Annotated in this window: 26 protein-coding genes and 1 pseudogene; 16 read left to right on the top strand and 11 right to left on the bottom strand. The window is 68.1% G+C overall.

The window, feature by feature from the left end:
* The first annotated feature begins 2 nt into the window (after nucleotides 1-2).
* The 3 genes from AOK15_RS06405 to AOK15_RS06395 all read left to right on the top strand — a co-directional run bounded on the left by AOK15_RS06405 (nucleotide 3) and on the right by AOK15_RS06395 (nucleotide 4545).
* Entirely contained in the window at nucleotides 3-410 is a 408-nt protein-coding gene (locus AOK15_RS06405; RefSeq protein ID WP_240508324.1) for a hypothetical protein, read from the top strand.
* 45 nt (nucleotides 411-455) lie between these two features.
* Nucleotides 456-863, top strand: a complete 408-nt coding sequence (locus AOK15_RS06400) for a hypothetical protein (protein ID WP_055513670.1) — start codon at nucleotides 456-458, stop codon at nucleotides 861-863.
* 154 nt (nucleotides 864-1017) lie between these two features.
* Entirely contained in the window at nucleotides 1018-4545 is a 3528-nt protein-coding gene (locus AOK15_RS06395) for a hypothetical protein (protein WP_055513669.1), read from the top strand.
* Between the two features lie 22 nt (nucleotides 4546-4567).
* On the opposite strand, the gene AOK15_RS44865 is transcribed toward AOK15_RS06395, so the two are convergent.
* Entirely contained in the window at nucleotides 4568-5188 is a 621-nt protein-coding gene (locus AOK15_RS44865; protein ID WP_157870168.1) for a hypothetical protein, read from the bottom strand.
* Between the two features lie 202 nt (nucleotides 5189-5390).
* On the opposite strand from AOK15_RS44865, the gene AOK15_RS06390 reads away from it, so the two are divergent.
* The 9 genes from AOK15_RS06390 (at nucleotide 5391) to AOK15_RS44860 (ending at nucleotide 12328) form a co-directional block, all read left to right on the top strand.
* Nucleotides 5391-5867 carry a hypothetical protein gene (locus AOK15_RS06390; RefSeq protein WP_240508323.1) on the top strand — a complete coding sequence of 159 codons (477 nt, stop codon included), beginning with the start codon at nucleotides 5391-5393 and terminating at the stop codon, nucleotides 5865-5867.
* 57 nt (nucleotides 5868-5924) lie between these two features.
* On the top strand, nucleotides 5925-8762 hold the full coding sequence (locus AOK15_RS06385; protein ID WP_157870167.1) for a hypothetical protein: 2838 nt from the start codon (nucleotides 5925-5927) through the stop codon (nucleotides 8760-8762).
* A gap of 9 nt (nucleotides 8763-8771) precedes the next feature.
* A complete protein-coding gene (locus AOK15_RS06380) occupies nucleotides 8772-9290 on the top strand; it encodes a hypothetical protein (RefSeq protein WP_055513666.1) in 519 nt (172 codons plus the stop codon).
* 10 nt (nucleotides 9291-9300) lie between these two features.
* Nucleotides 9301-9552, top strand: coding sequence for a hypothetical protein (locus AOK15_RS06375; RefSeq protein ID WP_055513665.1), 252 nt, complete (start codon nucleotides 9301-9303; stop codon nucleotides 9550-9552).
* Nucleotides 9549-10028 (top strand): hypothetical protein, encoded by a 480-nt coding sequence (locus tag AOK15_RS06370; RefSeq protein WP_205632083.1) that lies wholly within the window; start codon nucleotides 9549-9551, stop codon nucleotides 10026-10028. The genes AOK15_RS06375 and AOK15_RS06370 overlap by 4 nt, the downstream gene beginning before the upstream one ends.
* Nucleotides 10029-10030: 2 nt before the next feature.
* A complete protein-coding gene (locus tag AOK15_RS06365) occupies nucleotides 10031-10801 on the top strand; it encodes a peptidoglycan recognition protein family protein (protein WP_055513662.1) in 771 nt (256 codons plus the stop codon).
* 2 nt (nucleotides 10802-10803) lie between these two features.
* On the top strand, nucleotides 10804-11175 hold the full coding sequence (locus AOK15_RS06360; protein WP_055513661.1) for a hypothetical protein: 372 nt from the start codon (nucleotides 10804-10806) through the stop codon (nucleotides 11173-11175).
* 24 nt (nucleotides 11176-11199) lie between these two features.
* Nucleotides 11200-11496 carry a magnesium transporter CorA family protein gene (locus tag AOK15_RS06355; RefSeq protein ID WP_055513660.1) on the top strand — a complete coding sequence of 99 codons (297 nt, stop codon included), beginning with the start codon at nucleotides 11200-11202 and terminating at the stop codon, nucleotides 11494-11496.
* Between the two features lie 664 nt (nucleotides 11497-12160).
* A complete protein-coding gene (locus tag AOK15_RS44860) occupies nucleotides 12161-12328 on the top strand; it encodes a hypothetical protein (RefSeq protein WP_157870166.1) in 168 nt (55 codons plus the stop codon).
* Between the two features lies 1 nt (nucleotide 12329).
* On the opposite strand, the gene AOK15_RS06345 is transcribed toward AOK15_RS44860, so the two are convergent.
* Nucleotides 12330-12470: a hypothetical protein gene (locus AOK15_RS06345; protein ID WP_240508322.1), complete on the bottom strand. Its 141-nt coding sequence runs from the start codon at nucleotides 12468-12470 to the stop codon at nucleotides 12330-12332.
* A gap of 154 nt (nucleotides 12471-12624) precedes the next feature.
* Here AOK15_RS06345 and AOK15_RS06340 point away from each other — a divergent pair, with 154 nt between their 5' ends.
* The 4 genes from AOK15_RS06340 (at nucleotide 12625) to AOK15_RS44855 (ending at nucleotide 14659) form a co-directional block, all read left to right on the top strand.
* Nucleotides 12625-13875 (top strand): helix-turn-helix transcriptional regulator, encoded by a 1251-nt coding sequence (locus AOK15_RS06340; RefSeq protein ID WP_055513656.1) that lies wholly within the window; start codon nucleotides 12625-12627, stop codon nucleotides 13873-13875.
* A gap of 87 nt (nucleotides 13876-13962) precedes the next feature.
* On the top strand, nucleotides 13963-14280 hold the full coding sequence (locus AOK15_RS06335; protein WP_055513696.1) for a hypothetical protein: 318 nt from the start codon (nucleotides 13963-13965) through the stop codon (nucleotides 14278-14280).
* The gene (locus tag AOK15_RS06330; protein ID WP_055513654.1) at nucleotides 14277-14486 is read left to right on the top strand and encodes a hypothetical protein; all 210 of its coding nucleotides are present in this window, start codon (nucleotides 14277-14279) and stop codon (nucleotides 14484-14486) included. The genes AOK15_RS06335 and AOK15_RS06330 overlap by 4 nt, the downstream gene beginning before the upstream one ends.
* Complete coding sequence (locus AOK15_RS44855; RefSeq protein WP_157870165.1) at nucleotides 14483-14659, top strand: hypothetical protein; 177 nt, start codon at nucleotides 14483-14485, stop codon at nucleotides 14657-14659. Before AOK15_RS06330 ends, AOK15_RS44855 begins: the two co-directional genes overlap by 4 nt.
* A gap of 107 nt (nucleotides 14660-14766) precedes the next feature.
* Here the strand turns inward: AOK15_RS44855 and AOK15_RS06325 are convergent, their stop codons facing one another.
* The 9 genes and pseudogenes from AOK15_RS06325 to AOK15_RS06285 all read right to left on the bottom strand — a co-directional run bounded on the left by AOK15_RS06325 (nucleotide 14767) and on the right by AOK15_RS06285 (nucleotide 25056).
* The gene (locus AOK15_RS06325) at nucleotides 14767-15003 is read right to left on the bottom strand and encodes a helix-turn-helix domain-containing protein (RefSeq protein WP_055513651.1); all 237 of its coding nucleotides are present in this window, start codon (nucleotides 15001-15003) and stop codon (nucleotides 14767-14769) included.
* A 243-nt stretch (nucleotides 15004-15246) separates the two neighbouring features.
* The gene (locus tag AOK15_RS06320) at nucleotides 15247-16650 is read right to left on the bottom strand and encodes a recombinase family protein (protein WP_055513649.1); all 1404 of its coding nucleotides are present in this window, start codon (nucleotides 16648-16650) and stop codon (nucleotides 15247-15249) included.
* A 40-nt stretch (nucleotides 16651-16690) separates the two neighbouring features.
* A pseudogene (locus AOK15_RS06315) lies at nucleotides 16691-17554 on the bottom strand (cytosine permease); the annotation flags it as partial.
* A gap of 156 nt (nucleotides 17555-17710) precedes the next feature.
* Nucleotides 17711-18730 (bottom strand): TIGR03842 family LLM class F420-dependent oxidoreductase, encoded by a 1020-nt coding sequence (locus AOK15_RS06310; RefSeq protein WP_055513647.1) that lies wholly within the window; start codon nucleotides 18728-18730, stop codon nucleotides 17711-17713.
* A gap of 11 nt (nucleotides 18731-18741) precedes the next feature.
* Nucleotides 18742-20145, bottom strand: a complete 1404-nt coding sequence (hydA, locus tag AOK15_RS06305; protein ID WP_055513645.1) for a dihydropyrimidinase — start codon at nucleotides 20143-20145, stop codon at nucleotides 18742-18744.
* A gap of 129 nt (nucleotides 20146-20274) precedes the next feature.
* Nucleotides 20275-21117, bottom strand: a complete 843-nt coding sequence (locus tag AOK15_RS06300) for a nitrilase-related carbon-nitrogen hydrolase (protein ID WP_055513642.1) — start codon at nucleotides 21115-21117, stop codon at nucleotides 20275-20277.
* A gap of 155 nt (nucleotides 21118-21272) precedes the next feature.
* Nucleotides 21273-22835 carry a PucR family transcriptional regulator gene (locus AOK15_RS06295; RefSeq protein ID WP_055513641.1) on the bottom strand — a complete coding sequence of 521 codons (1563 nt, stop codon included), beginning with the start codon at nucleotides 22833-22835 and terminating at the stop codon, nucleotides 21273-21275.
* 30 nt (nucleotides 22836-22865) lie between these two features.
* Nucleotides 22866-24152 (bottom strand): aspartate aminotransferase family protein, encoded by a 1287-nt coding sequence (locus tag AOK15_RS06290; RefSeq protein ID WP_055513639.1) that lies wholly within the window; start codon nucleotides 24150-24152, stop codon nucleotides 22866-22868.
* 61 nt (nucleotides 24153-24213) lie between these two features.
* Entirely contained in the window at nucleotides 24214-25056 is an 843-nt protein-coding gene (locus AOK15_RS06285; protein ID WP_055513637.1) for a nitrilase-related carbon-nitrogen hydrolase, read from the bottom strand.
* Between the last annotated feature and the right edge of the window lie 159 nt (nucleotides 25057-25215).

Here is a 25215-nt window from a genome sequence, read left to right as displayed (position 1 = left end):
CCTTGGCGATCGAATCCGGATTGGGCTGGACCACGCTCAACGTAGACGACAGCGGTGGCAGCGCGCGGGACATCCGCACCTCCACCTTCAACCTCGACTGGACCATGCCCCGCGGCGTCCAGGACATCACATCGCTGGCCGAATCGGCGATGGCCCGCCTGCTGCTGCTCGCGGACTTCTCCGGGACGATGGCCGGCGGTTTCGACGACGGCGCGAACCTCGCGCACGCCGTGTTCAAGACCGTCTCCTCCACGAGTGTGGAGCGGACGATGGGCATCGTGATCTCGGGCCAGACCCTCAACAACGAAGTCATCCTCACCGACTACGCCCTCACGCGCGCGCAGTCCGGCGAGTTCACGTGGTCGGTGCCGTTCCAGCTCGCGGATGGGAATGTGCCTACTTGGTCTTAGGCCCATGTAACCCGTAAAAGTCCGCTAGTTGGAGGAATGAACCACATGGGATTCGAAGCGTCCCCCGCGACGGTGCACGTCCGGTTCAAGCCGGGCCACAAGTACCACGGCGCCGAAGCGCAGGTCGTCGGCATGTCCATCGACGACTACCTCAAGGCCACCGGCATGGACGGTGGCGACGGCGAGGGCGGCAGTCAGACCCTCAACCGGTTCTTCGACTCGCTCGTCTCATGGAACCTCACCTACAAGGGCGAGGCACTGCCCCCGACCCGCGACGCCATCGGCAAGGCCGACCAGGGCCTGGTCCGCGCCCTGAACAACGCGTGGATCAACATGCTGATCGGGGTCGATGACGACGACCCTTTGCCCGAGACCTCGCCCTCTGGCGAGACCTCCCCGGCGCCCCCCATCCCGATGACCCCCACCAGCGAATCACCGAGCCAGCCCAACTAGCCCAGGCCCGCTGGCTCCTCGGCATCCTCCGCCAGTTCCCCGGCTACACCCTGTCCTCCCTGATGGCCGAGGACACACTCCTGCTGCGCATGCTCGCCATCGAACGCCTCGGCACCCCAGAACCTGACGACACCGCGGAAGGAGGTGAAGACCCATGGCTGACGACGCCGTAACCATCCGGATCCGCGCCACCTCAGACCAGGCGCAGCGCGCGTTCCGTGACCTGAAGCGCGAGGTCACCCACTCGCTGGGCAGCCTGATCCCCCTGTCGACGGCAGCCGTGCCGGTGATGGCGTCGCTCGGGTTGGCGTCAGTGAAGACCGCGGGCAGCGTGGCCGGCGCGTCGGGCGCGATGCTCGCGTTCGGCGCTGCGGTGGCCGGGCAGGTTCCGTACCTGTCGAAGGCGTCGGACGCGCAGAAGAAATACCGCGAGGCTGTGGTCGAGTCCGGGCGCGGGTCGAAGGAGGCTGCGGAGGCGCAGCGGACCCTGTCGGTGACGTTGTCGTCGATGCCTGTGTCGACGGCCCGCGCTGCTGTCGGCCTGCGGACGATGAAGGACGAGTTCCGGGCCTGGTCGGATGGGCTGGCGGACTTCACGATGACGCCGGTCGAGAAGACGTTCGCGGTGCTGAGCCAGGTCATCCCGCGGCTGACTCCGATGGCTCGGGGCGCCTCCGATCAGTTGGACCGGCTGGTGACGGTGGCTGGCGGTGCGGTCGACTCGCCTGGCTTCGATGCGCTCGCGGACCGGCTGGGTGAGTTCACAACGGGCGCGATGCGGGACGCCGTCAACGGGGTCATTCACTTCTCCCGCGCCCTGTCGGAGGGTGAGGCGTCGGGGCCGATCAAGACGTTCATGGACTACGCCGAGCAGAACGGGCCCGCAGTTCAGGAAACCTTGTCGAGTCTGGGTGCGGCCATCATGACGTTGGTGGAGGCGTCGGCGGAGGCCGGGCCAGGGATGCTGACGCTGGTGAACGCCGCAGCCGGGTTGGTGGCGGGGTTGCCGCCGGAGCTGGTGGCGACGGTCATGCAGCTTGCGGTCGCGTTGAAGGTGATGTCTCTGTCGGGGGCCGCGGCGGCTGCGGTGTCGACGGGGATTGCCGCGTTGGGTGCGCGGATTGGTGCGCTGCGGGGTGTGGCGATTGCTGCTGGTGGTGGTATCGCCGGGTTGCGGGCGGCGTTCATGTCGCTGGGTGTGGCGGCGAAAGCCAGCATTGTGGTGGGTGCGCTGGCTGCGATCACGGTCGCGTTCTCGAAGCTGGGTGACATTGGCCGGGCAGCACCGCCGAGTGTCGACAAGTTGACGACGTCATTGGGGGAGCTGGGACGCTCGGGCAAGATCGGCGGCGAGGCGGCCCGCGTTTTCGGCAAGGACCTGGACGGCCTGTACGACAAGGTCCGCAACATCACCGACCCCAGCACGATCGACAACATTCAGAACGGCCTGGTCAAGGTCTTCAGCTTGGGCATGGCGGACTCCACCCCGTCACAAGAGGCACGCAAGGCCCTCGACGGGATCGACGACAGCCTCACCAACCTTGTCAAGGGCGGCAAGGCCGATGTCGCGGCGGCAGCGTTCGCCCGACTCAAGGCGGAGTACGTCAAGGGCGGCGGCTCGGTGAAGGACTTCACCAACCAGATGGACGGCTACACGTCCGCGCTGAAGGACGTGAAGTTCGAGCAGGACTACGCCAAGGACGCCATGGGTGTCTTCGGCCAGGCGGCACAGAACACGACGGCAACCCTCGACGCGCAGAAGCAGGCTGCGGACGGCCTGCGTGCCAGCATCCTCGCGCTGAACGATGTGAACCGGGATGCGCACGATGCACAGACCCAGTTCGAGGCGTCGCTGGACGACCTCACCGCCAGCTTCAAGAAGCACGGCGACACCCTCAACGCTGACACTGAGGCCGGACGGGCGAACCGGGATGCGATGTCTGCGGCGGCGACCGCTCAGGACGAGCTCATTGCGTCGGGGATCGCGGCGGGCGACTCGCTCGGCAGTATGACGAAGAAGTCGGATGAGCTCCGCGAGACGATGATGCGGCTCGCGACGGATGCTTTCGGCGGGAACAAGGAGGCGGCCACCGAGTACGTCAACACTCTCCTCGGCGTACCCAGTGACATCAAGACGCTGGTGAAGCTGGAGCGTGAGGAGGCGATCTCCGGTCTGGAGTCGGTGCGTGCCGCGATTCAGGAGACGCCGGATGCGAAGCAGGTCACGGTTGAAACGCTGAACGGCGCGGCGATTGCCGCGCTGGAAGCGGTCGGGTTGAAGACGAAGCAGCTCCCCGACGGCCGCACTGCGGTGTTCACGGCGAACGGCCAAGCCCTGGGTTCGATCGGCTCGGTGTCGACGGCGTTGAACAACCTGGACGGGAAGACGGCGTACACGTTCACGAAGCACACGATCCGGTACATCACCGAGTACCAGAAGCGGTTCCTGACGGGCCGCTCGCAGCACGACATCACGGGCGCTACGGGCGGCCTGTTCACCGGACGCTCCTTCAAGCACGGCTACGCCGACGGCGGCCTCGTCGAGGGGCCGGGCACTGGCACGTCGGATGATGTGTTCGCGCCGTGGCTCAGCAATGGCGAGTTCGTGATGAAGGCCGCAGCCGTACAGAAGTACGGCGAGAAGTTCATGCAGATGCTGAACGCGGGCGCCATCGACATGCCGAAGATGGCCAAGGGCGGCAGCGTCGGCGGCGTCCGCTCCCTCGCCCGTGGCGCCCGCGACGAGATCCGCGCCGCCACCTCAGGCGCGACCGAGGACCGGCTGCTGAAACTGATGTCCAGCATCGCGGGCGGCCACCTCAAGATGGCCACCGCCCTGAAGAAGGTCAGCAGCGAACTCGACAAGGCATCGTCGAAGCTGAAGGACCTCAAGAGCAGCGCCTCCCAACTCGCCAGCAGCGTCAAATCCGGCGTCATCTCGGCAGCGAACATCACCCGCAGCGGTGACCGCGACCAGCCGATGACGGTCCGCTCCATCGTGGGCGGCCTGGTCCAAGGCCGGGACAAGGCGACCGCGTTCGCCGACGCATTGAAACGGCTCAGGAAGCGGGGCCTGTCCAACACGCTGCTGCGGCAGGTCGCCGAGGCCGGCATTGAGGGCGGCGGGCTGGAGACGGCGGGCGCTTTGTTGCGGGCGTCGGGAAGCGAACTGAAGTCGATCAACTCGCTTCAGTCGCAGATCAACGCGGCAGCGGGCTCGGCAGGGAAGACGACTGCGGACGCCTTGTACGGCAAGCAGATCAAGGCGCAGGAGAAGCTCGTCAAGTCGCTGGACCGGCTCGCGGACGCATTGAAGGCCGTCACCACAGCGGCAGAGGCGCGGAAGAAGGCCAGGGAGAAGGTCAAGAAACGGGCGGCGGGCGGCATCTCCGGCGGGCTCACGTGGGTGGGTGAGGAGGGCCCCGAGCTGGTCCGTCTGCCGCACGGATCGACGGTGTACCCGGCCGGCCAGTCGAGGCATATGGCGTGGCAGTCGATGCTCAACGCGCCCACTCCTGCTGCCGCCCGTTCAGGTGGTCCGGCTCCTGTGATGCAGGGCCAGCCGGTCGTGATCCCCCTGACGTTGGAGTTGGACGGGCGGGTGGTCGCGAAGGTGATCCTCGATCCGCTTCGCGGCGAGATCTACAGGCGTGGCGGCGTCAAGAAGGCTCTCGAACGATAGAAGGAGGTGTATCAGGTGCCAGCTAAGGGTTCTGCGCGCGTCGTTGGTTGTGTCGCTGCGTCAGTGGTGTCGCCCAGCGGACGTTGCCGGGCTCGTAGTTGCCGTCGTTGTCGATGCGGTCGAGACTGTGGCCCTCGGGGCACGGCCCAAGCAGCTTGTCGAGGTCTCTCACAAACGTTTGTGGGTCATGCCACTCGCTGCACACCGATATGCCTCGGGCTCCCCAGTTCGCGTAATGAGGGTCTCGGCGGTCGTAGCAGCGGCCCATCATGTTGCGCCACCGGTGATAATGCGGGTGATCGCTCAGGCCGTGAGTGGCCCGCAGCGCGTTGGTTGCCGCCACGCGTTCGCGGTGAAGACAACCACACGACTGAACCTGGCCGTTCTTCAGGTTGTTCACCGTGGCGGTGGTCTCCTGGCCGCAGTCGCATTGGCAATGGGCAACCCAGACGTACGCGCCATTCGGCATGCGCTTGCGCTCTTCTTGGAGGACCGTCAGGCGCACGAAACGCATGCCGGGTTCGGCTACGAACAGGCGAGGCCGACGGCCCCGGTTACGGAATGCCTCGGACATCGTGTCCTTGCGTTTCGTGCAGCCGCAGGACCGCGAGTGGTGCTTCAGGTTCTGAAGCAGGATGGTCACTTCTGTGCCGCAGTCGCATAGGCATCTCACTGCCCGACGAGCGGGCCCTTCCTCTGCCTCCTGGAGGACTTCTTCTTGCGCAACGAGGCGGCCGAAGCGCTGGCCGGGTTCGACGGAAGAGCGGTCTCGCGTCATGCCCCAATTCTACCAACCCATTTGAGAAGTGATAAGTATGCACCGGTATACCGTCTGGAACGGCCCCATGCCGACCACCGCTGCACAGGCGTCGGTCACCACAGGCACGACCATCAAAACCATGCTCCAGATCGCCACGCCCAGCACGCGGCAGATACAGCTGATCAGCTGGTCGTTCACGCTCGACGACCCGCCAGGCGCCGACGCGGTCATCGAACTCATCCAGACGGATGTGGCGGCCACGGTCACTGCTCACTCTGCGTCAGGCGTGCAGCCGCTCGACCCGAACGCTCCAGCATCGCTCATGACGCTGGGTACGTCAGCTACGGGCTACACGGCAACCGCCGAAGGCACAACCACGGCTAGCCGGGTGTTCGATGTGGTGTCGCTTAGCTCGGTCTCCGGTGAGTCGCCGATCACGTACAACTACCAGTTCATGCCGGACGAGCGATACATCGTCGCCGTTTCCAAGTTCCTTCGCGTCCGTGTGACTACCCCGACCACGGCCGTCGACATGCGCTGCAAAGTCACCTGGGACGAGTGACCGATGCCGGGAGGTCTCGCAGCTCGGGTAATGGGCTGGCAGCGGCGCATGGGCGCCGTGGCCAGTCCCTTCAGCGCGTCCGGCGAGGTCTCCAACGGCGAGCCGGTGCAGGTTGAGATGCGCGTCGCGGGCGAGGCGATCGACATCACCAACTTCACGATGGTCCGCGACGACAGCGGACAGATCTCCCTCATCCGCGGCATGCGTGCGGAAGCCGGCCAGACCGAGGCGGCGGAGACGCCGGACTTCCAACTCCGTAACACGGACGGACGGTTCAACCCGAACGTGCCGACGGGCCCGTACTACGGGGACATCGGCATCGGCCGGAACACCGAGGTCTGGTGGTCCGTCCCGGACGGTTTCGGCGGGAAGTCGTACCGGCTGCGGGGTGAGGTGTCGGACTGGTCGCAGGGCTGGGAGAAGTCCGGGAACGACGTGTGGACCGACGCTCAGGTGTCCGGGCTGCTGCAGCGCCTTGAGCAGGGGCCGACGCCGGAGCGGTCCGTGGTCTACACGGCGATCACCGATCCTCTCGGTCCGTCGGTGCTGGCGTACTGGCCGTGCGAGGACGCCGACGGGGCGACCGCAATCGCGTCGGGCATGCCTGCGAACGGCTCCCCGATGGTGTTCGCAGGCGCGGCCCCGGACCTGGCTGAGTCGGCGCTGTTTGCGGCGTCGGATCCGCTGCCGACGTTCACGAACGCCTCCATGACGGGTGGCGTGGCCCGCTATGACACGCCGACGGCCACACAGGTGCGGTTCTTCTGCTGCCTGCCGTCGACGTCGTTGACGGACCGCAAAGTCATCGTCCGGGTCAGTCAGGTCAACGACGTGGCGACGACCCCGTTGACGGACTTCGAACTGGTCTACAACACCAGCAGCAAGTCCCTGTCGCTGGTGTTCATGGACTCGACGGGCACGAACTTCGGCGTCGACCTTGACCACACCTTCGACGTCCGCAACCGACTGCTGTACGTCAGCCTGGAGTTCCAGGAGTCCGGGTCGAGCACCATCTACACAATCCGCACCCTCGACATCGTCAACCGCGTCGAGGCCTCAACGTCCCTGACCCGGAACACGGAAGGCTTGACCCGCTGCACGAAGGTCGCCGTGTTCGTGGCGTCAATCTCAGCGGTTGGCCCCAACAGCTCGGTCGGGCTCACGGACGGGGTTGTCGGGCACATCACCGTTGAGAACGCCACGAGCAGCATCACCGCGCTCGGCACCCGCCTCAACCCCGTCGGAGAGACCGCGGGCCGCCGTATCCAGCGTCTGTGCGCCGAGGAGGGCATCCCCTTCCAATGGGTCGGGGACCTGGACGACACGGTCGCCATGGGTGGCCAGGACCGGCAGAACCCGCTGTCGCTGATGCAGGACTGCGTCACCGCAGACGGCGGCATGCTGTACGAGACCACGGATGTCCTCGGCCTCGGCTACCGAACCCGCGCCTCCCTGTACAACCAGGACCCCGCGCTGGTCCTGTCGTACACGGGCAACCATCTTGCCCAAGTCCCAATCCCGGTCGGCGATGACCGCTACCTCGCAAACAAGGTCACGGTCACCGTGAACGGGGTGTCCGCCACCTACGAGGAGACCGAGGGCCGCCTGTCGACCGCCCCGCCCCCGGCCGGGGTCGGCGTGTACGGGTCGTACAAGGATTCCGGCCTCGAACTGAACCTCGCCACCACCGACGCCGGCACCCTGCTGGATCATGCGGCGTGGCGTGTCCACCTCGGCACCGTCAACGAAGACCGGTACCCGAAGATCAGCGTCAACCTCGCCCACGACTCCTTCGTCGAGAACCCGGCGTTGAAGCAGGCGGTCCTCGCCTTGCGGCAGGGCGACCGCATCCAGATCGAGAACCCGCCCGCCTGGCTGCCACCGGACACCATCGACCAGTTGATTCTCGGCTTCGAGGAGCAGATCAACCACTTCCAGCACCGCATCACTTTCGTCTGCGCGCCGGCCTCGCCGTACTCCTCAATCGGGGTGCTGGACGCGGAGGACGCGCGGATCGACATCGATTCAGAGCTGGTGCAGGCGGTGTCGTCGTCGGCGACCGCGTTGGTGGCCGGACCGCAGCCGGGCGAGATCGACCCGTGGACCACGGACAGCTCTGACTGGCCGTTCGACATACGAATGGGCGGCGAGGTGATGACGGTCACCAGCGTGACGGGCTGGCTGGAGGACACCTTCACCCGCTCCGTCTCCAACAGTTGGGGTTCCCCGGATGCGGGCAGCGCATGGACTGCGTCGGGTGGCGCCGCCTCGGACTACTCGGTGAATGGCAACGCTGGCGTGCATGTGCTGTCGACCGTGGACGTGTCCCGTCGGACATCGGTTACTGCGGTGGATCCGGACTTCGACCTGTACTGCGACATCACCACGTCGGCGCTCGCAACCGGGGCGAGCCTGTTCGGTGCTGTCACGGCACGGATGCAGGACTCCGGAACCATGTACATGGCCCGCCTCGAATTCACGACCACGAACACGGTCCTGCTGGTGCTGCGGCGGCTCCTCGCGGACGTGGCCACCGACCTCGGCACGTACACGGTGCCCGTCACCCACGTCGCTGGAACCTACGTGCGCATCAGGTTCCAGGGGATCGGCTCGGCGCTGAAGGCGAAGGCGTGGGCGGCGGCCGATGCGGTGGAGCAACCAGGGTGGAACATCCAGGTCACGGACTCGACGATCAGCCAGGCCCACTCGATCGGCACCCGCTCGATCCGGACTACGGGCAACACCAACGGCGCGGCGGTGGAAATCCGGCATGACAACTACCGAGTGATCAACCCGCAGACGTTGACCGTGACCCGCAGCGTGAACGGCGTGGTCAAGGCCCACAGTGCGGGCGCCCCGATCAGCCTCGCCCACCCGACCATCATCGACCTGTAAGGAGCCGGCATGGCTGAGGCATACCCGTCCTACGCTGGCGGCCAGCGGCTTCGGGCTTCTCTGCTGCGGGCGGCGCTTCCGCAGACCGTCCGAAAGACTGCGGACACGTCGAGGGCGGCGACGACAACGTTCGCGGACGACGACCACCTCACCTACACCGTCGAAGCGAACGCCGTATACGTCATGGACGGCGCCCTCAAATACTTCGCCGACAACACCCCAGACATAAAAGTCCAGTTCACGACGCCGTCCGGGACGCTCGGCGAGTGGATGTGGCTCATGCCCGGCTCTGGCACCCTCGCCACCGGCACCGCTGGCTACTCCATCCGCACCGAGACGAACGATGTCGGCGGCTCCCGTACCGGCTACGGCACCAGCGACTCGACGATGTTCACCCCGATCAGCGGCCTGTGGCGGATCGGCTCAACTGCCGGGTCGATCACGTTGCAGTGGGCGCAGAACACCTCAAACGCGACCGCCACGGTCATGTACACCGACAGCTGGCTGCGCTTCCTGCGCATCGCCTAAGGAGACACGAATGCCTACCGTGACGGCGCGCCTGGAGTCGGCGCAATACGACGGCACCAACGGGACCGCCCTGCTGGATTGGCTGGACGGCTCATACAACGTGGTCAGCGACGACGGCCAACTCCTGGTTCTACGGGACGGGGAGGGCACCCGTAAGCGGATCCGGTTGAACGGCTGGCTGGTGCGGGACGTCAACCGCAATCTGCTGTGGCATGGCGGGAACGCCGCCTACCAGGCGAATTGGGTGGTGTTGCCGTCGTGACCGGTGTCCGTGTCGTGTCGTTGAAGGTCGACGGCCCGCAGACGATCCCCGCGGACGGCGGCTACCACATCGTCCGCTTCCCCTACATCGGCGAGTCGTACGACCCGTGGGAAATGCACACCCCGACCCAGCCGGACGGCAGCACGGTCACGAACTGGAAGACGGACGACCAGTCGGGGCTGATCTGGCCGTCTGTCGCCGGGTGGGGGACGTTGACGTCGCTCATCTACTGGGAGTCGGGCGACTACGACGAGCTCCGCGACCGGTATGTGCGTGACCCGCTGGGTGTGTACGACTCGACGGCTACGGAGCATCGGCCGCCGTCGCCGGGGATTCAGTGCTGGCACAAGTCGCACGAGATGTTCGTGCGCCCGGATGTGCCGGTCGCGTTGCTGGTGGCGCAGGACGCGTCGACGGCACGGAAGGTCACGTTGGCCGAGTTCAAGCTGGCCATTCACCCTGTAGAGGAGCCCTAACCATGGCACCACCCCTGAGCCACGACAGGCTCCTGACGATCCTCAGAAACGAGGGCGTCAAGCTCGCCGAGTACCCCGGCTGGCGGACCCGTGAGCGGGACGACGAGACCGGCAAGACGTTCGGCCCCGTGCACCTGGTCCTGAACCACCACACCGTGTCGCGGGACTCCCTGCGCATCGTCGCCGAGACCGGCTATGCGGGACTGCCCGGTCCGCTCGCCCACATCCACCTCGCCAAGTCCGGGCTCGCCACGATGTGTTCGGCCGGCCGCGCCAACCACGCCGGGCTGATGGCGGTGAACGCGTTCGTCTCGTTCCGGGACGAGCAGCCGACGCACCCGGCGCCGTCGAAGGCATCGGGCACGGTCGACGGCAACGACGTCGCCTACGGCATCGAGGCGGAGAACCTCGGCGACAACGTGGATGTGTGGCCGCGGGCGCAGTACGACGCACTGGTGCGGATCAACGCCGCGATCTGCCGCGAGTACGACTGGACGGGCGAGTCGTGCGCCGGCCACAAGGAGACCAGCATCGAGGGCAAGGTCGACCCGCGCGGTCCGGTGGAAGGGTACGGGTCGCGGGGCCGGTTCGCCTTCACTCTCGACCTGTTCCGTAAGGACGTCGACGAGCGCCTCGCCCACGCGGCCAGCTGGTCGCCTGGGACGGTCACGCCTCCGAAGCCTCCGACGGTGGAGGAGCGGCTGGCCGTGCTGGAGAAGACCGTGAAGGACCAGGGCGTGCGCCTCGCCGTCCTGGAAACGAAGGGAGCCTGACCATGAAGATCTTCGGGCGCGAGCCGGTGGCGATTCTCGCCTTCGTCGCGGTGACCCTGAAGCTGGGTGCCGCGTACGGCTGGGACGTGTCGGCGGAGGAGCAGGCGCTCGTCATGGCGGTCCTGTCCTGCGTCGTCGCACTCGTCGAAGCGGTCGTCCTCAAGACGGGTGCCGTGTACGCGGCGATCGTGAACCTGGCGCAGGCCGGGCTGGCACTGTTCCTCGGGTTCGGGCTGGAGATGAGCGCGGAGCAGCAGGCGCTGTGGATGCTGGTGGTCGAGGGTGCCGTGGCGCTGGTCGCTGTCCGGCCGCAGGTGACGGCTCCGATCGCGGCTGTGCGGCTGGAGCAGTCCAGCGTCGTCAAGGCCGCGTAGCCGTACGTCTGATCGGAGCACCATATGCCGGATGAGCCGACCCTCGGTGAGGTTGTCCGCCGGTTCGAGGATCGGTTCACCGACGTCCGCGATGACATTCAGCAGCTCGGCCGCCGCATGGACGAGAAGGTTGATCAGCGGATTTATGACTTGCGGCATGAGGCGCTGGCTGCGCGGGTGGCGACGTTGGAGACGCTGCGGGAGAAGGATGCGGAGAAGCTGGTGGCGACGCGCCGCTGGTTGATTGGTGCGGTGATTGTGCCGTTGGTCGGCATCCTCCTCCCGGTGATCATTCTGTTGACTCGGGGGGCTGGGTCGTGAGTCGGGTGCAGGTGCGGGCGGAGGAGCGCAGGCATCGGCGTGGGGATGTGCTGACGTGGGCGGGTGCTCTCGTGTTGGGTGCGGCGTTGGCGTGGATTGTGTTGTCGATTCAGGGGTTGAATCACGAGTTGCGGGTGTCGAATGAGGCGCGGGATGCGCTGGCCAGGCAGGTGCAGGGGCTTGGGGAGAAGCCGGTTGCGGGGCCGCCGGGGTCGCGTGGGGAGCCGGGTGTGGGGGTGACGGGCCCGCCGGGTACACCGGGCCGTGACGGGCTTGACGGGGTGGATGGCAGTCCGGGCCCGTCGGGGAGTCCGGGTAGGGCGGGGAAGGACGGCGTGGACGGTTCTGACGGTAAGGCTGGGGAGCCCGGAGCTGTCGGCGCTTCGGGTCCGGCGGGGCCGCCTGGCCCGCAGGGTGGGCCGGGTCCGGCCGGCCCACAGGGCGAGCCTGGGGCGGATGGCGTGGATGGCGAGGATGGCGAGGATGGGCAGACGTGCCCGGACGGGTACAGCTTGCAGGCGCCGTCGTGGGACGAGGCGGCGTTGGTGTGCCGGGAGGACGGTGCTCCGGATCCGGGGCCGGGTGAGGGGAATGGGCCGCAGGCGGCTGGGGCGTTGGACCCGCACCGCAAGCAGTACGTGTAGCGCTCTGCGATGCTCATGGTATGAGCGAGCTCCCTTGGCACTACGGCCCCACAGACTGGGACCCCGAACCGCACCACATGTGGCACATCGACTGCCCGGCTGGGCGTGGCGAGGTCATGTACGACAAGGACGGTTCCGCGTACTGCCTCGGCTGCGGCGCGTACCAGGAGCCGGGGAACGGCGAGTAGCTCACGCCGCTGTGACGACGTCGATGCGTTCGGCCGCGACCGCCTCCGTCCACTCCTCCACCAGCTCCGCGTACCGCACCCGAGCATCCCCGTACAGGCGCCCGTGAGCAGCCCGCACCAGAGCCCGAATCTCCGCGTTCACGACCGCAGACGGGCGCACTGAACCAAGGCTCGCGACATCGGGGGACATGACCTCACCCTATCGAGCAGGGTCCCGAAACACGCATGGCCGCCCACGGAAAAGGCCCCGCCCCATACCCTGACAGTGACGAAGCTGTACAGAGAGGGGCGAGACCATGCCATCCGATGCTACCCCGGACCCATACGCCGACCCACTGCGCTTCGGCCAGCGGGTACAGATCCTCCGCGAACGCCGGGGCATGACCCGCGCACAACTCGCCGACTTCATCGCCGTCTCCCCCCACACCCTCAAAAAGATCGAGAACGGGCAGCAGCAGGCACCCGGCCTCGAGCAAGTGATGCGGATCGCCGAAGCCCTCCGGGTCCGAGACCTTGCCGACCTGACAGGCCACCCCGACATGCACGTCGACCTCTTCATCGGCCCCGGCCACCCCCGCCTCGCCGAAGTCAAGGCCGCGATCGACAGCTTCTCCCTGTCCTCGAGCCTCGAGCCGCCCCGCCTCAACCACCTCGAGGCCCGCCTCCACGCCGCCTGGAAGGCCCGGCACGGGGCTGAGAATCATCGTGAGGTCATCGGCCGGCTCCTGCCCGGTCTGATCCGCGACGCGCAGGCCCTGGTGCGGCACGCGGACTCGAGCAACGACCGCCGTCACGCTCAGGCGCTCCTCGCCGAGACGTACAGCCTCAGCCAGTTCTTCATTGCCTACCAGCCCGACTCGAGCCTCCTGTGGCGCGTCGCCGAACGCGGCATGGTCGCCGCCCAAGACTCCGGAGACCCGCACGCCATCGGTGTTGCCGCGTGGCTCCTCGCCCAAGCTCACCGTGACTCCGGGCCCCGGCACTTCGATGCTGCTGACGCCATCAACCTCGAGGCGGTCCGCTTCCTCGAGCCGCTCCTCCCTGACGCCGACGATCGTGTCCTCGCCATCGCGGGGGCGCTCGAGTTCGAGCTCGGCTACACGGCGGCCCGACGGCGGGATACGGGCACGGCGTGGCGGCACTGGGACAAGGCCCGCACGATGGCGCAGCGCCTGCCTGAGGACTACTACCACCCGATCACGTCGTTCTCGCAGGCCATCATGGGCGCGCACGCCGTCACGGTGGCGGTGGAGCTCCACCAGGGCGGGGAGTCCGTACGGCAGGCTGCTCGAGCGGACACGACGGTCATCAAGTCCAAGCCCCGCCGCGCCCGCCACCGCATCGAGGAGGCCCGCGGCTACCAGCTCGACGGGCAGCCGGACGTGGCGATCGCGACGCTGGAGAAGGCGCACAAGGCGGCGCCGGACACGATCGCCTACAACGGGTATGCGCGCCGGATCATCCTCGAGGAGGTCGAGTCGAAGCAGGCGGCGCGTCGCCGTCGTGCTTCCGAACTGGCGGTCGACATCGGCATCTTGGCCGCATAGAAGGGGACCGGATTCCGGTCCTCGGTCGGGTTGTGCCGCCTTTACGGTCCTGATGTGAGACAGATCACCGGGATTGTGGAGGCGGGCATGACGCCGAGACAGGACACCGCGCCGAGCGCACTCACCCTCCTGCCACTCGACATCGAAGGACTGTCGGAGCAGCAGCGCCGCGGCATCGTCTGCGTGTATGACGGCATCGCCCTCGACACGACTGCTGTCGACCTCGGCCAGCGCCCCCACGGACAGATCCAGGTGTTCCCGCGTGCCTGTCCCCGCTGCGTCGCCGACCAGGCCGCCGAGACTGCGGGCGCCCATGCCGCGATATGCGAATCGTGCGTCGACACCCCCGCCGGTTGCGAGACCGTGGCCGCCCTGCGCCGCCTCCACATGGAGCACGCACGATGACCGTGACCCGCGACCGCCAAGTCCCCGCCGTGTTCTACCTGAGCAGCGGCGCACGCAACGGCACCCACTGCGTCTGGTGCGGCACAGGGCTCGACGAGACCGCCGTCACCGCGGGTATCTCGCACGGCTACTGGGGCGCCCACAACCGCAGCATCACCGTCCTCGCCTGCCCGCCCTGCGCCACCACGCCTGGAGAAGCCTCGTGAGCAAGAAGACGACCACCCCCCGGCCTTCCAGCCCGTCCGGTCCGCTGGGTCACGGCTACTGCTGGAAGACCCACCCGCGCCATGGTGTCCACTGCAACCAGCCGATCGGCCACGAAGCGAAGGGCGTCGAGCACGTCTACCCGTACGTACGCCCCGAGATCCGCTGGCGCTGAGAGTCTCCCGCCGCCCCGTTCCCCTGGGGCGCCGGGACCGCCCCTCTGTGCCGACAGGAGGGGCAACGGTGGCCTGCGGCCGGTCCCACCCCCGAGCCGGCCGCGGGTCACCGCACCAACTCCCCCAGCGGCACGTCGAGGGCGTAGGAGACGCGGATCAGGTTGTCGAGTTTCGCGCTCGCCCGCCCTTGCTCGATGCGGTTGACGGCCTGCCTGTCCAGTCCGGCTAACTCGGCGAGTTTCTCTTGGGTGAGGTTGGCGCGTAGCCGCGCGGCACGGATCTGCTCACCAACGGCCCGGCGGCGGTCGAAGACCCAGTCATCGGGCGGTGGGGCGGAGTGCACCCGCCCACGCTTACGTGATCAACCACGGATGTCTGTATCGTGCACCGTACATTCCTGGATCAAGACGAACCCATGATCGCAAGACCCGTGCACGGAAAACACACGATCCAGTGACTGAAGGAGTACAGGCCCGGCCCTGGGTAAAGCGGTTACCAAGGGCCCGCAGACCGGTCGGCCCCGCAAACTCCCAGGCGCGCGACGGCCGACCGCAGGGCCCCCAACCCACACGGGTCGGGGGCCCTGTCACTTCCACTCAATCCGCACCGCATCCCGATCCCAGTACGAACCCCCCGGCTGACGGCCGATCCGCGCCGGCAACACCCGCACAGTCATCGCCCAATCGATCACCGCACGCTGCCGCGCCAAATCCATCCCCGCCCACTTCGCCTCAACATCCTCGGCGCCAATGAGGCCAGCCATGGGGTTCACCTTCACAGCCGACGCCAGCAGAGCCTCAGCCCGGTCCTTCCGCGCCCGCGCACCCGACCGCGCAACCCGCCACTCCTGCATGTCGATCTCACCCGCACCGAACGCCGCAGCCAACTCGTCAAGCTGCTCCCGCGCAACCCGCAGCTCCTCCTGCGCAGCCTTCACATCGACGCCGCCGTCATCCCGCCTGGTAAACAACTCGGCCGAGTCAGGAGACTTGGCCCGCTCCAGCAAGTGGAACTGCACCCACTTGTCGAGGAGCACCAGGTCGCGGAGCACGCACTCGTTCTTGCGGCACTTGTACTTCGCCGGCTTCCCGCCACCCTTCGAGAAACTAGTGAGGGTCTCACCGCACACGCCGCACAGGTACAGCCCGCTTCCCAGGTGCTTACGCACGTTGGATGCGGACGGAATACGCGACGGGTCGTCGAGGACACCACGCAGGCTCCGCCAGGTCGGCTCGTCGATCGCCGCATCCCACTTCGACGGCCCCGCCTCCTGCCCGCGATGCTGAAGGATGCCCGCGTTCCTCGGCCGCTTCAGCATCCGCGACAGGTTCCCGCCGTCCCATCGGGCGCCGGTCGAGGTCCGCAGACCACGCTCGTTGAGATCCGCAGCGAGGGACCGGATGGACGCGCCGGCGAGGACGGCTTCGGCTGCCTCCCGGATGATGGCGATCTCTTCGGGGACGGGGGTGATCCCGTCGGATTCCCAGCCGTAGGGGCGCGGGCCGCCGGACCATTCGCCGCGCTGGACTTTCTGGTCGCGTGCCCGCCGCTGCCGTTCGATCATCCGCTCGACTTCGTAGCGGGCCATCGCGCCGAGCTGGCGGGCCTGCCATCGGCCTGTGGCTGTGGTGAGGTCGAGGGCCCCTGCTTTGACGGTGCGGGTCTGCACGTTGCGGGGCTCGCACACGTCGATGTACTCCTCCAGTTCGGAGGGCCGCCGGTGGAGGCGGTCGGTGTGCCAGGCGATGACGGTGCCGTAGAGCCCGTTACGGAGGTCGTCGAGCATCTGCTGGTAGTCGGGGCGGGGTTTGCCGCTGTAGGCGCTGAGGTCGTTGTCGGTGTAGACCTTGATGACGGTGAGGCCGAGTTCTGCGGCGAGGGCTTCGCAGTCTTCTCGCTGTCGGTCGATGCCGAGGCCGCCGCCTTCGCGGTCTTCGCTCATGCGGCAGTAGATGCAGGCGAGTTGCGGGTCGGCTGGGTCGTGGTGCATGTCTCATGATGGCACGCTAAGGGTGGGCTTCACAGGCGTTCGGCAGCCCGAGGGACTGTCCCCAGGTCTGCGCCTTCTGGCTGGCGCCGAAGCGGGTGAAGTCGGGGATGTTCAGCGAGAGGGTGGCCCAGAAGCCGATCATGCCCATGAGGGAGGGGAAGAAGACCGGCCAGAAGTCGGCGCCCCAGCCCAGCCTGGACGGCTGGTCCAGCAGTGCGCCGAACCCGTCCGCCTTGACCGCGATCCAGATCAGCAGCACGAACGCGCCGACGATCACGAAGGGCGCGGCCCAGTTCTCGAAGTGCCGCAGGAAGTCCATGCCCCGGTAGATGATCGCGATCTGCAGCGCCCAGAAGAGGAGGAAGCAGAGCCACAGCGGCCAGGGGTTGCCGGCGATCTTCCCGGCGGTCTCCCACTGACCGCCGGTGAGCTTGGAGCCGAGGGCGAAGATGCCGCTGCCGCCGATCCAGGTCTGGATGCCGAACCAGCCGCAGGCCACGGCCGCCCGGATCATGGCCGGTATGTTCGCCCCGCACAGACCGAACGAGGCGCGGGCGAGCACCGGGAACGGGATGCCGTACTTGGGGCCGGCATGCCCGGTGGCCAGCATCGGCAGCAGCACGATGACATTGGCCAGGGCGATGGTGAAGACGGCCTGCTTCCAGTCCATGCCGAGGGCGACCAGGCCGGAGGCCAGGGTCCAGCTGGGGATGCAGTGGGCCATGGAGATCCACAGCGCCGCGAAGTTGTACGTCGTCCACTTGCGTTCGGAGACGGGTACGGGACGCAGGTCCTCGTTGGCGAAGGGACTGTCGGCGGGGAAGGCCCCGGGGGCCAGTTCTATCCGGCCGGACGAGTCGACGGACTGGGCCATCGGCGACCCCGAGGGGACTGTTTCGGTCATGGGCAGGCCAATCAAGGAGGCGGGACGGGAGAGAAAGGCCGTGCGGGCCTTGGGCCCCTCCCCGGGGGAGCGGGGAGGGAGTCAAGGTGTGGGGGGTCGTGATGGAGTGGAGCGTTCCGGATTGTGGCAGGAGACCGGCCGGGAAGGAATCCCTGGTCAGCCGGTGATCGCGGGGATGACCGTGGAGCCGTACACGTCGATCACCCGCTCCTGCGCGTCGTGCATGTCGTACACGGCGAACTGGTCGACGCCCAGGTCCCGCAGCGCGTTCAGCTTCGCGATGTGCGCCTCGGGGGTGCCGATGACACAGAACCGGTCGACGATCTCGTCGGGGACGAACGCCGTGTCGGGGTTGTCGGCCCGTCCGTGGTGGGAGTAGTCGTACCCCTCGCGGGCCTTGATGTAGTCCGTGAGCTCCTCCGGTACGGCCGCGGAGTGCTCGCCGTACTTGGAGACCAGGTCGGCGACGTGGTTGCCGACCATGCCGCCGAACCAGCGGCACTGCTCACGGGCGTGGGCGAGCGCCTCGGGCGAGTCGTCCTCGGTGATGTACGCGGGGGCGGCCACACAGATCCTCACCTCGGACGGGTCGCGCCCGACGGCGACGGCCGCGTCCTTGACCGCCTTGACCATGTACTCGGTGAGGTACAGGTCAGAGAGCTGGAGGATGAAGCCGTCGGCCTCCTCCCCCGTCATCTTCAGGGCCTTGGGGCCGTACGCGGCCATCCAGACCGGGAGTTCGGCGTCCTCCTTGATCCAGGGGAAGCGGATCACGGTGCCGCCGAGGTCGGCCTCTCCCCCGCTGCCCAGCGAACGGATGACCTTCATGGCTTCGCTGATCCGGGCCAGCGTGTTGGGCTTGCGGCCCGCGACGCGCATCGCGGAGTCGCCGCGGCCGATGCCGCAGACGGTGCGGTTGCCGAACATGTCGTTCAACGTGGCGAAGGTGGAGGCGGTCACCTCCCAGGTGCGGGTGCCCGGGTTGGTGACCATCGGGCCGACCTTCAACGTGCTGGTCCGGGACAGGATCTGGCTGTAGATGACGAACGGCTCCTGCCACAGCACGGCGGAGTCGAAGGTCCAGCCGTAGGTGAAGCCGTTGTCCTCGGCGCGCTTCATCAGCTCGATGACACGCGAGGCCGGCGGGTCGGTCTGCAGGACGAGTCCGAAGTCCATCTGCTCCGCTCCTAGTTGAGGTACTGACAGGTGGAGCGGGGGGTGTAGACGCCGTGCCCGGCGTGACCGGTGTACTCCCGCTCGGTGATGACGAGTTCGCCGCGCGAGAGGACCGTCTCGACCCGGCCGGTGGTGCGCTTGCCCTCGTACGCCGAGTAGTCGACGTTCATGTGGTGGGTCTCGGCGGACATGACCTGCTCGGCGTGCGGGTCGTAGATGACGATGTCCGCGTCGGCTCCAGGCGCGATCGTGCCCTTCTTGGGGTACATGCCGAACATGCGGGCCGGGGTCGCGCAGGCGATCTCGATCCAGCGGCGGCGCGAGATGTGCCCGTCGACGACGGCCTGGTGCAGCAGGTCCATCCGGTTCTCGACGCCCGGCAGACCGTTGGGGATCTTGGAGAAGTCGCCGCGGCCGAGTTCCTTCTGCCCGACGAAGCAGAACGGGCAGTGGTCGGTGGAGACGACCTGGAGGTCGTTGGTGCGCAGCCCCTGCCACAGCCTGGCCTGGTGCTCCCTGGGCCGGAGCGGGGTGGAGCAGACGTACTTGGCGCCCTCGAAGTCCGGCTCGGCCAGGTTGTCGGTGGACAGGAACAGATACTGCGGGCAGGTCTCGCCGAAGACGTTGAGCCCTTCGTCGCGTGCCCTGGCCAGCTCGGCGACCGCCTCCATCGCCGAGACGTGCACGACGTACAGGGGCGCGCCGGCGACCTGGGCGAGCTTGATGGCCCGGTGGGTGGCCTCCGCTTCGAGGAGCGCCTTGCGGACCTCGCCGTGGTAGCGGGGGTCGGTCTCGCCGCGCGCCAGCGCCTGCTCGACCAGGACGTCGATGGCGATGCCGTTCTCCGCGTGCATCATGATCAGGCCGCCGTTGTCGGCGGACCGCTGCATGGCGCGCAGGATCTGGCCGTCGTCGCTGTAGAAGACACCCGGGTAGGCCATGAACTGCTTGAAGGAGGTCACGCCCTCCTCCACCAGGAGGTCCATCTCCTTGAGCGTCTCCTGGTTCACATCGGAGACGATCATGTGGAAGCCGTAGTCGATGGCGCAGTTGCCCTCCGCCTTCGCGTGCCAGGCGTCGAGCCCTTCGCGGAGGGTGTGGCCCACGCTCTGCACCGCGAAGTCGACGATGGTGGTGGTCCCGCCCCAGGCGGCGGCGCGGGTGCCCGTCTCGAAGGTGTCGGAGGCGAAGGTGCCGCCGAAGGGCAGCTCCATGTGGGTGTGGGCGTCGACGCCGCCCGGGATGACGTACTTGCCGGTGGCGTCGAGGGTGCGGTCGGCCACCCAGGCTTCGGCGGCCGGGGTACCACTTGCCGCGAGGGCGGCGACTCGGCCGTCCTCGATCAGGACGTCGGCGTGAATCTCGTCGGACGCTGTGATGACGAGACCGCCGCGGATGAGGGTACGGCCGGTCATTCGGTCACGCTCCGTTCGGGTTGTGGTCGGGTGCGGGATCGTCGTGGCTGGTCGCGCCCACGCGGTGGAAGCCGCATATCAGGCGCTGCCCCGCGCCCCCGAGAACCAGGGGGCGCGGGTTGTGCGTTGCTACGGCGCCGTCAGCGGGCCGTACGCGTCCGGGCGGCGGTCGCGGAAGAACTGCCAGCGGTCGCGGACCTCGCGGAGCTTGGCCAGGTCCAGGTCGCGGACGACGAGTTCCGTCTCCTTGTCGCTCGCCACCTCGCCGACGAACTGGGCCTCCGGGTCGACGAAGTAGGACGTGCCGTAGAAGTCGTTGTCGCCGAGGTCCTCGACGCCGACCCGGTTGATCGCGCCGATGAAGTACTCGTTGGCGACGGCCGACGCCGGCTGCTCCAACTGCCAGAGGTAGCGGGACAGACCCCGCGACGTGGCCGACGGGTTGAAGACGATCTCCGCTCCGCCGAGGCCCAACGCCCGCCAGCCCTCCGGGAAGTGACGGTCGTAGCAGATGTAGACGCCGATCTTCCCGACCGCCGTGTCGAAGACGGGCCAGCCTGCGTTGCCGGGGCGGAAGTAGAACTTCTCCCAGAAGCCGGGCACCTGCGGGATGTGGTGCTTGCGGTACTTGCCGAGGTACTTGCCGTCCGCGTCGATCACGGCGGCCGTGTTGTAGAGGACGCCCGGCTGCTCCTCCTCGTACATCGGCAGCACCAGGACGAGGTTCAGCTCCTTGGCGAGCGCCTGGAAGCGCTTGACGATCGGGCCGTCGGGGACGGCTTCCGCGTACTCGTAGAACGCCTTGTCCTGGACCTGGCAGAAGTAGGGGCCGTAGAACAGTTCCTGGAAGCACATGACCTGGGCGCCCTGGGCCGCCGCGTCGCGGGCCGCCTGCTCGTGGACCTGGATCATCGATTCCTTGTCGCCGGTCCAGGCGGTCTGGAAGATGGCTGCGCGGATGACTCTGCTCATCGGGACCTCCGGTCACTCGGTGTGAAGCGAGACTAGGAAGCCCGGAGATCGGGTTTGAGTTGCACGGTGTCACGTCTGGAGCCGCTCGGCGTTCCACCGTGTCACCTCTTCGTGGACGCATGTTTCACCGCCGTTTTCCCAGGTCCCGGCATGTTTCAGCCCTGTTGCGCGTCGTGCGCGAGGAGGGCGATGTGCACGGACGCGGCCTGTTCGAAGTCATCGAGGTCGACGCCGAGGCGGGCCTCTATGGCTTCGAGACGGCGGTACAGGGCGGGCCGGCTGACGTGGTGCAGCTGGGCGGTGTGCGACTTGTTGCGGCCGGTGGCGAGATACGTCCGCAGGACCGGCAGCAGATCCTGCTCGGCGTGGCCCTCGCCGCACAACAGCCCGTCGAGCTCCCGCTCGGCGAAGGCCTGGACGTGCGGGTCGTCCCGAAGCAGCCGGATCAGGCCCCGCAGATGGACGTCGCGCAAACGTACGACGGCGGGCAGGTCGAGTCCGGTCGCCGACTGGGCGACGGCGTCGGCCACGTGCCGCGCCTCGCGCAGGCCCGCCGGGACCTCCTCCCAGGTGATGCGGGGCTCGGCCGCCGCCACGACCGTCCGGCGCTCCCCGGACTCCGAGCGCAGCCGGGTCGCGAAGTGCGCGGTGAGCGCCTGCGCGTCCTGGTCCCGGGCGAGGCTCAGCAGGACGGCGGTCGCGCCCTCGGCGAGTTCGGCGACGAGGCCGGAGAGCCCCAGCATCCGCAGCACCCGGTCGAGCCCGGCCGGTTCGCCGTCCCGCACGACGAGCGGTACGAACGTCCGGCGGTTGACGGGCAGCCCGGCCGCCCTTGCCCTGGGCAGCAGTTGCCGGGCCGGTACGACCCCGGAGACCAGGTCGGTCAGCAGGCTCTGCGCGGACTGCTCCTCCCAGCTGTGCGCGGTGCCGCCGAGCATGCGGTGCAGGACGAGCGCCTCGGCGGCCCGGTCGGCGAGGAGCCGCCCGGTGGCGATGTCGCCGCGGTAGCCGCACAGCACGATGCGGCCCCAGCGCTCCCCGCGTCCGCCGAGTTCGGCGCGGATCCAGCCGTCGCCCTCGGTGCCGCCCGCCTGCCGTGAGATGCGTTCCCAGTCGCGCAGCACGTCGTCGACGGCGGGCCGTTCCCCCGCCGTGGCGAGGACGCGGTGGGCGAGGTTGGTGACGACGAGCGGACAGCCCGCGTGCTGGGCGATCTCGTCGAGCAGCCGTTGCAGCGGGGCGCCGGCCGTGATGAGGCCCGTCAGCGCGGTGCGTACGGACTCGGAGAGGCTCACCGCCGCGAACTTCCGGCGGACGAGCCGGGACTGGACCTCCTCCGTCAGCTCGGCGAAGGGGAACGGCCGGTGCAGCACCACCATGGGCAGTCCGCACCGCTCCGCCGCCCGGCGCATCACGTCGGGCGGCGTCGGGAAGGCCCGGCCGAGGCCGAGGACGACCGCCGCGGCCTCCGCCCGGTGCAGGGAGCGGATGTACTCGGCCTGCGCCTCCTCGTCGCCGGCAAGGAGGACCCCGGTGGTGAGGACCATCTCGCCCCCGGTGAGCATGACGCCCACGTCGGGGGCCTCGGCCACATGCACCCAGCGCACGGGCCGGTCGAGCTGGCCGGCCCCGGCCACCACCTCGGGCTCTCCGGCGAGGACCCGGTCCAGGGTGAGGACCTGGCGTACCGACAGGGCGGGTTCCAGGGTGGTGGTCATGGGGCGTTCCTCAGATCTGCTCCGGTGGTGCTACCGAATGCTCCTCAGAGCACGTTCGAGGGCGTCGGCGCCCTCCTCCGCCTCGGCGACGGTGAGGGAGAGCGGGGGCGCGATGCGCAGGGCGCTGGTGTTGTGGCCGCCGCCCTTGCCGATCAGCAGGCCCTCTCGGCGGGCGGCTTCGAGGACGGCTGCGGCCGCGTCCGGGTTGGCCTCCTCGGTGCCCGGCTTCACCAGCTCGACACCGATCATCAGACCCCGGCCGCGGACCTCCTTCACCTCCGGGACCTGCGCCGTGATCGCCCGGAGCCGCTCGATGAGCAGCCCGCCGACGCGGCGCGCGTTGCCCTGGAGGTCGTGCTCGACCAGGTAGTTGAGGTTGGCGAGGCCGGCGGCCATGGTGATCTGGGTGCCGCCGAAGGTGGAGATGGAGTTGCTGTCGAGGCAGTTCATGACCTCGGAGCGGGCGACGACTCCGCCGATGGACATGCCGTTGCCGATGCCCTTGGCGAAGGTCAGGATGTCGGGCGGCCCGTTCTGCCCGTGTGCCTGCCAGCCCCAGAAGTTGTCGCCGGTGCGGCCCCATCCGGTCTGCACCTCGTCGGCGATCCACAGCACGCCGTGCCGCCTGAGCACCTCGCGGAAGGCCGCGTACAGGCCGTCCGGCGGTGAGGTGAAGCCGCCGACGCCCTGGATCGGCTCGGCGATCAGCGCGGCGGGCGGCCGGACGTGGCCGAGGAGGTCCTCCAGGTCGGCGACGCAGGCCGCGATGAAGTCGGCGTCACCGAGGTCGGCGTAGGGGCCTCGGGTGCGGACGCCGCCGTGCACGTACAGCGTCTGGAGCGGGGACAGCGATGTCGGTGACCAGCCCTTGTTGCCGGTGATGCCGACCGCGCTGAAGGAGCGGCCGTGGTAGCTGTTGCGCATGGCCAGGATCTGGTTGCTCTGCCGGTACGTCGTCGCCAGCAGGAGCGCGGTGTCGTTGGCTTCGGTGCCGGAGGTGGTGAAGAAGACCCGGGCGTCGGGGACGCCGGACATCTGGGCGATGCGTTCGGCCAGTTCCACCATCGGCCGGTTGAGGTAGAGCGTGGAGGAGTGGATGATCCGCCCGGCCTGCTCGCTCACCGCCTTGCTGACCTCGGGCAGCGCGTGCGCCGTCATCGTGGTGAGGATGCCGCCGAAGAAGTCGAGGTACTTGGTGCCGGCGGCGTCCCACACATGACGGCCCTCGCCGTGGGTGATCTCCAGCGGGTCCGCGTAGTAGAGCGCGAGCCAGTCGGGCAGCACGGCCTTGTGGCGGCCGAGCAGTTCGTCGGTCACGGCTGCACCACTCCTTTCACTGCGGTACGGGTGGGGCGTGTCAGGGCTGTACGTGCCCACGTCAGGGCTGTACGAGTCCTTCGTACGCGTCCGGCCTGCGGTCCCGGTAGAACGCCCACTGTGTGCGGACGTGCTCGATCAGGTCGAAGTCCAGGTCCCGTACGACGAGTTCCTCGTCCTGGTCGCTCGCGGTGTCGCCGACGAACTGGCCGCGCGGGTCGACGAAGTACGAGGTGCCGTAGAAGTCGTTGTCGCCGTACTCCTCCACGCCGACGCGGTTGATCGCCGCGACGAAGTACTCGTTGGCGACGGCCGCGGCGGGCTGTTCGAGCCGCCACAGGTGGGAGGAGAGGCCCCGGTGCGTGGCGGAGGGGTTGTACACGAGCTGGGCGCCGTTGAGGCCGAGCTGGCGCCAGCCCTCCGGGAAGTGGCGGTCGTAGCAGATGTAGACACCGACCTTGCCGACAGCGGTGTCGAAGACCGGCCAGCCGAGGTTCCCGGGCTTGAAGTAGTACTTCTCCCAGAAGCCCTTGACCTGGGGGATGTGATGCTTGCGGTACTTGCCGAGGTAGGTGCCGTCGGAGTCGATCACGGCGGCGGTGTTGTAGTAGAAGCCGGACTGCTCGACCTCGAAGACCGGGACGACAATCACCATGCCGGTCTCGCGGGCCAGCTCCCGCATCCGCGTGACGGTCGGCCCGTCGGGCACGGGCTCCGCCCAGGCATAGTGCTCCGGCTCCTGCACCTGGCAGAAGTACGGCGCGTTGAAGACCTCCTGGAAGCCGATCACCTTGGCGCCCTGCCGGGCCGCCTCGCGGGCGTGCTCGACGTGCTTGGCGACCATGGATTCCGTGTCGCCGGTCCAGGTCGCCTGGACGAGGGCGGCGCGTACGACGTTGGCCATGTCAGCTGCTCCTTCGACCGGGAAGTCAGAGAGCCTCTACGCCCGTAGAAACAGGCCGTAGAGGCTTGAAAGTAAGCCTCACCGACGGGCTGGGCAAGACCATCGCCGTCAACGGGCCGAGTCGATCACGTTTCGCACTCCAGTGGGTGATCGCCTCCG

The organism is Streptomyces ossamyceticus, from assembly GCF_001418475.1.
GTDB lineage: Bacteria > Actinomycetota > Actinomycetes > Streptomycetales > Streptomycetaceae > Streptomyces > Streptomyces ossamyceticus.
Note: the sequence above shows the minus strand (reverse complement) of the source record. Positions and strands in the feature narration are given on the sequence as shown.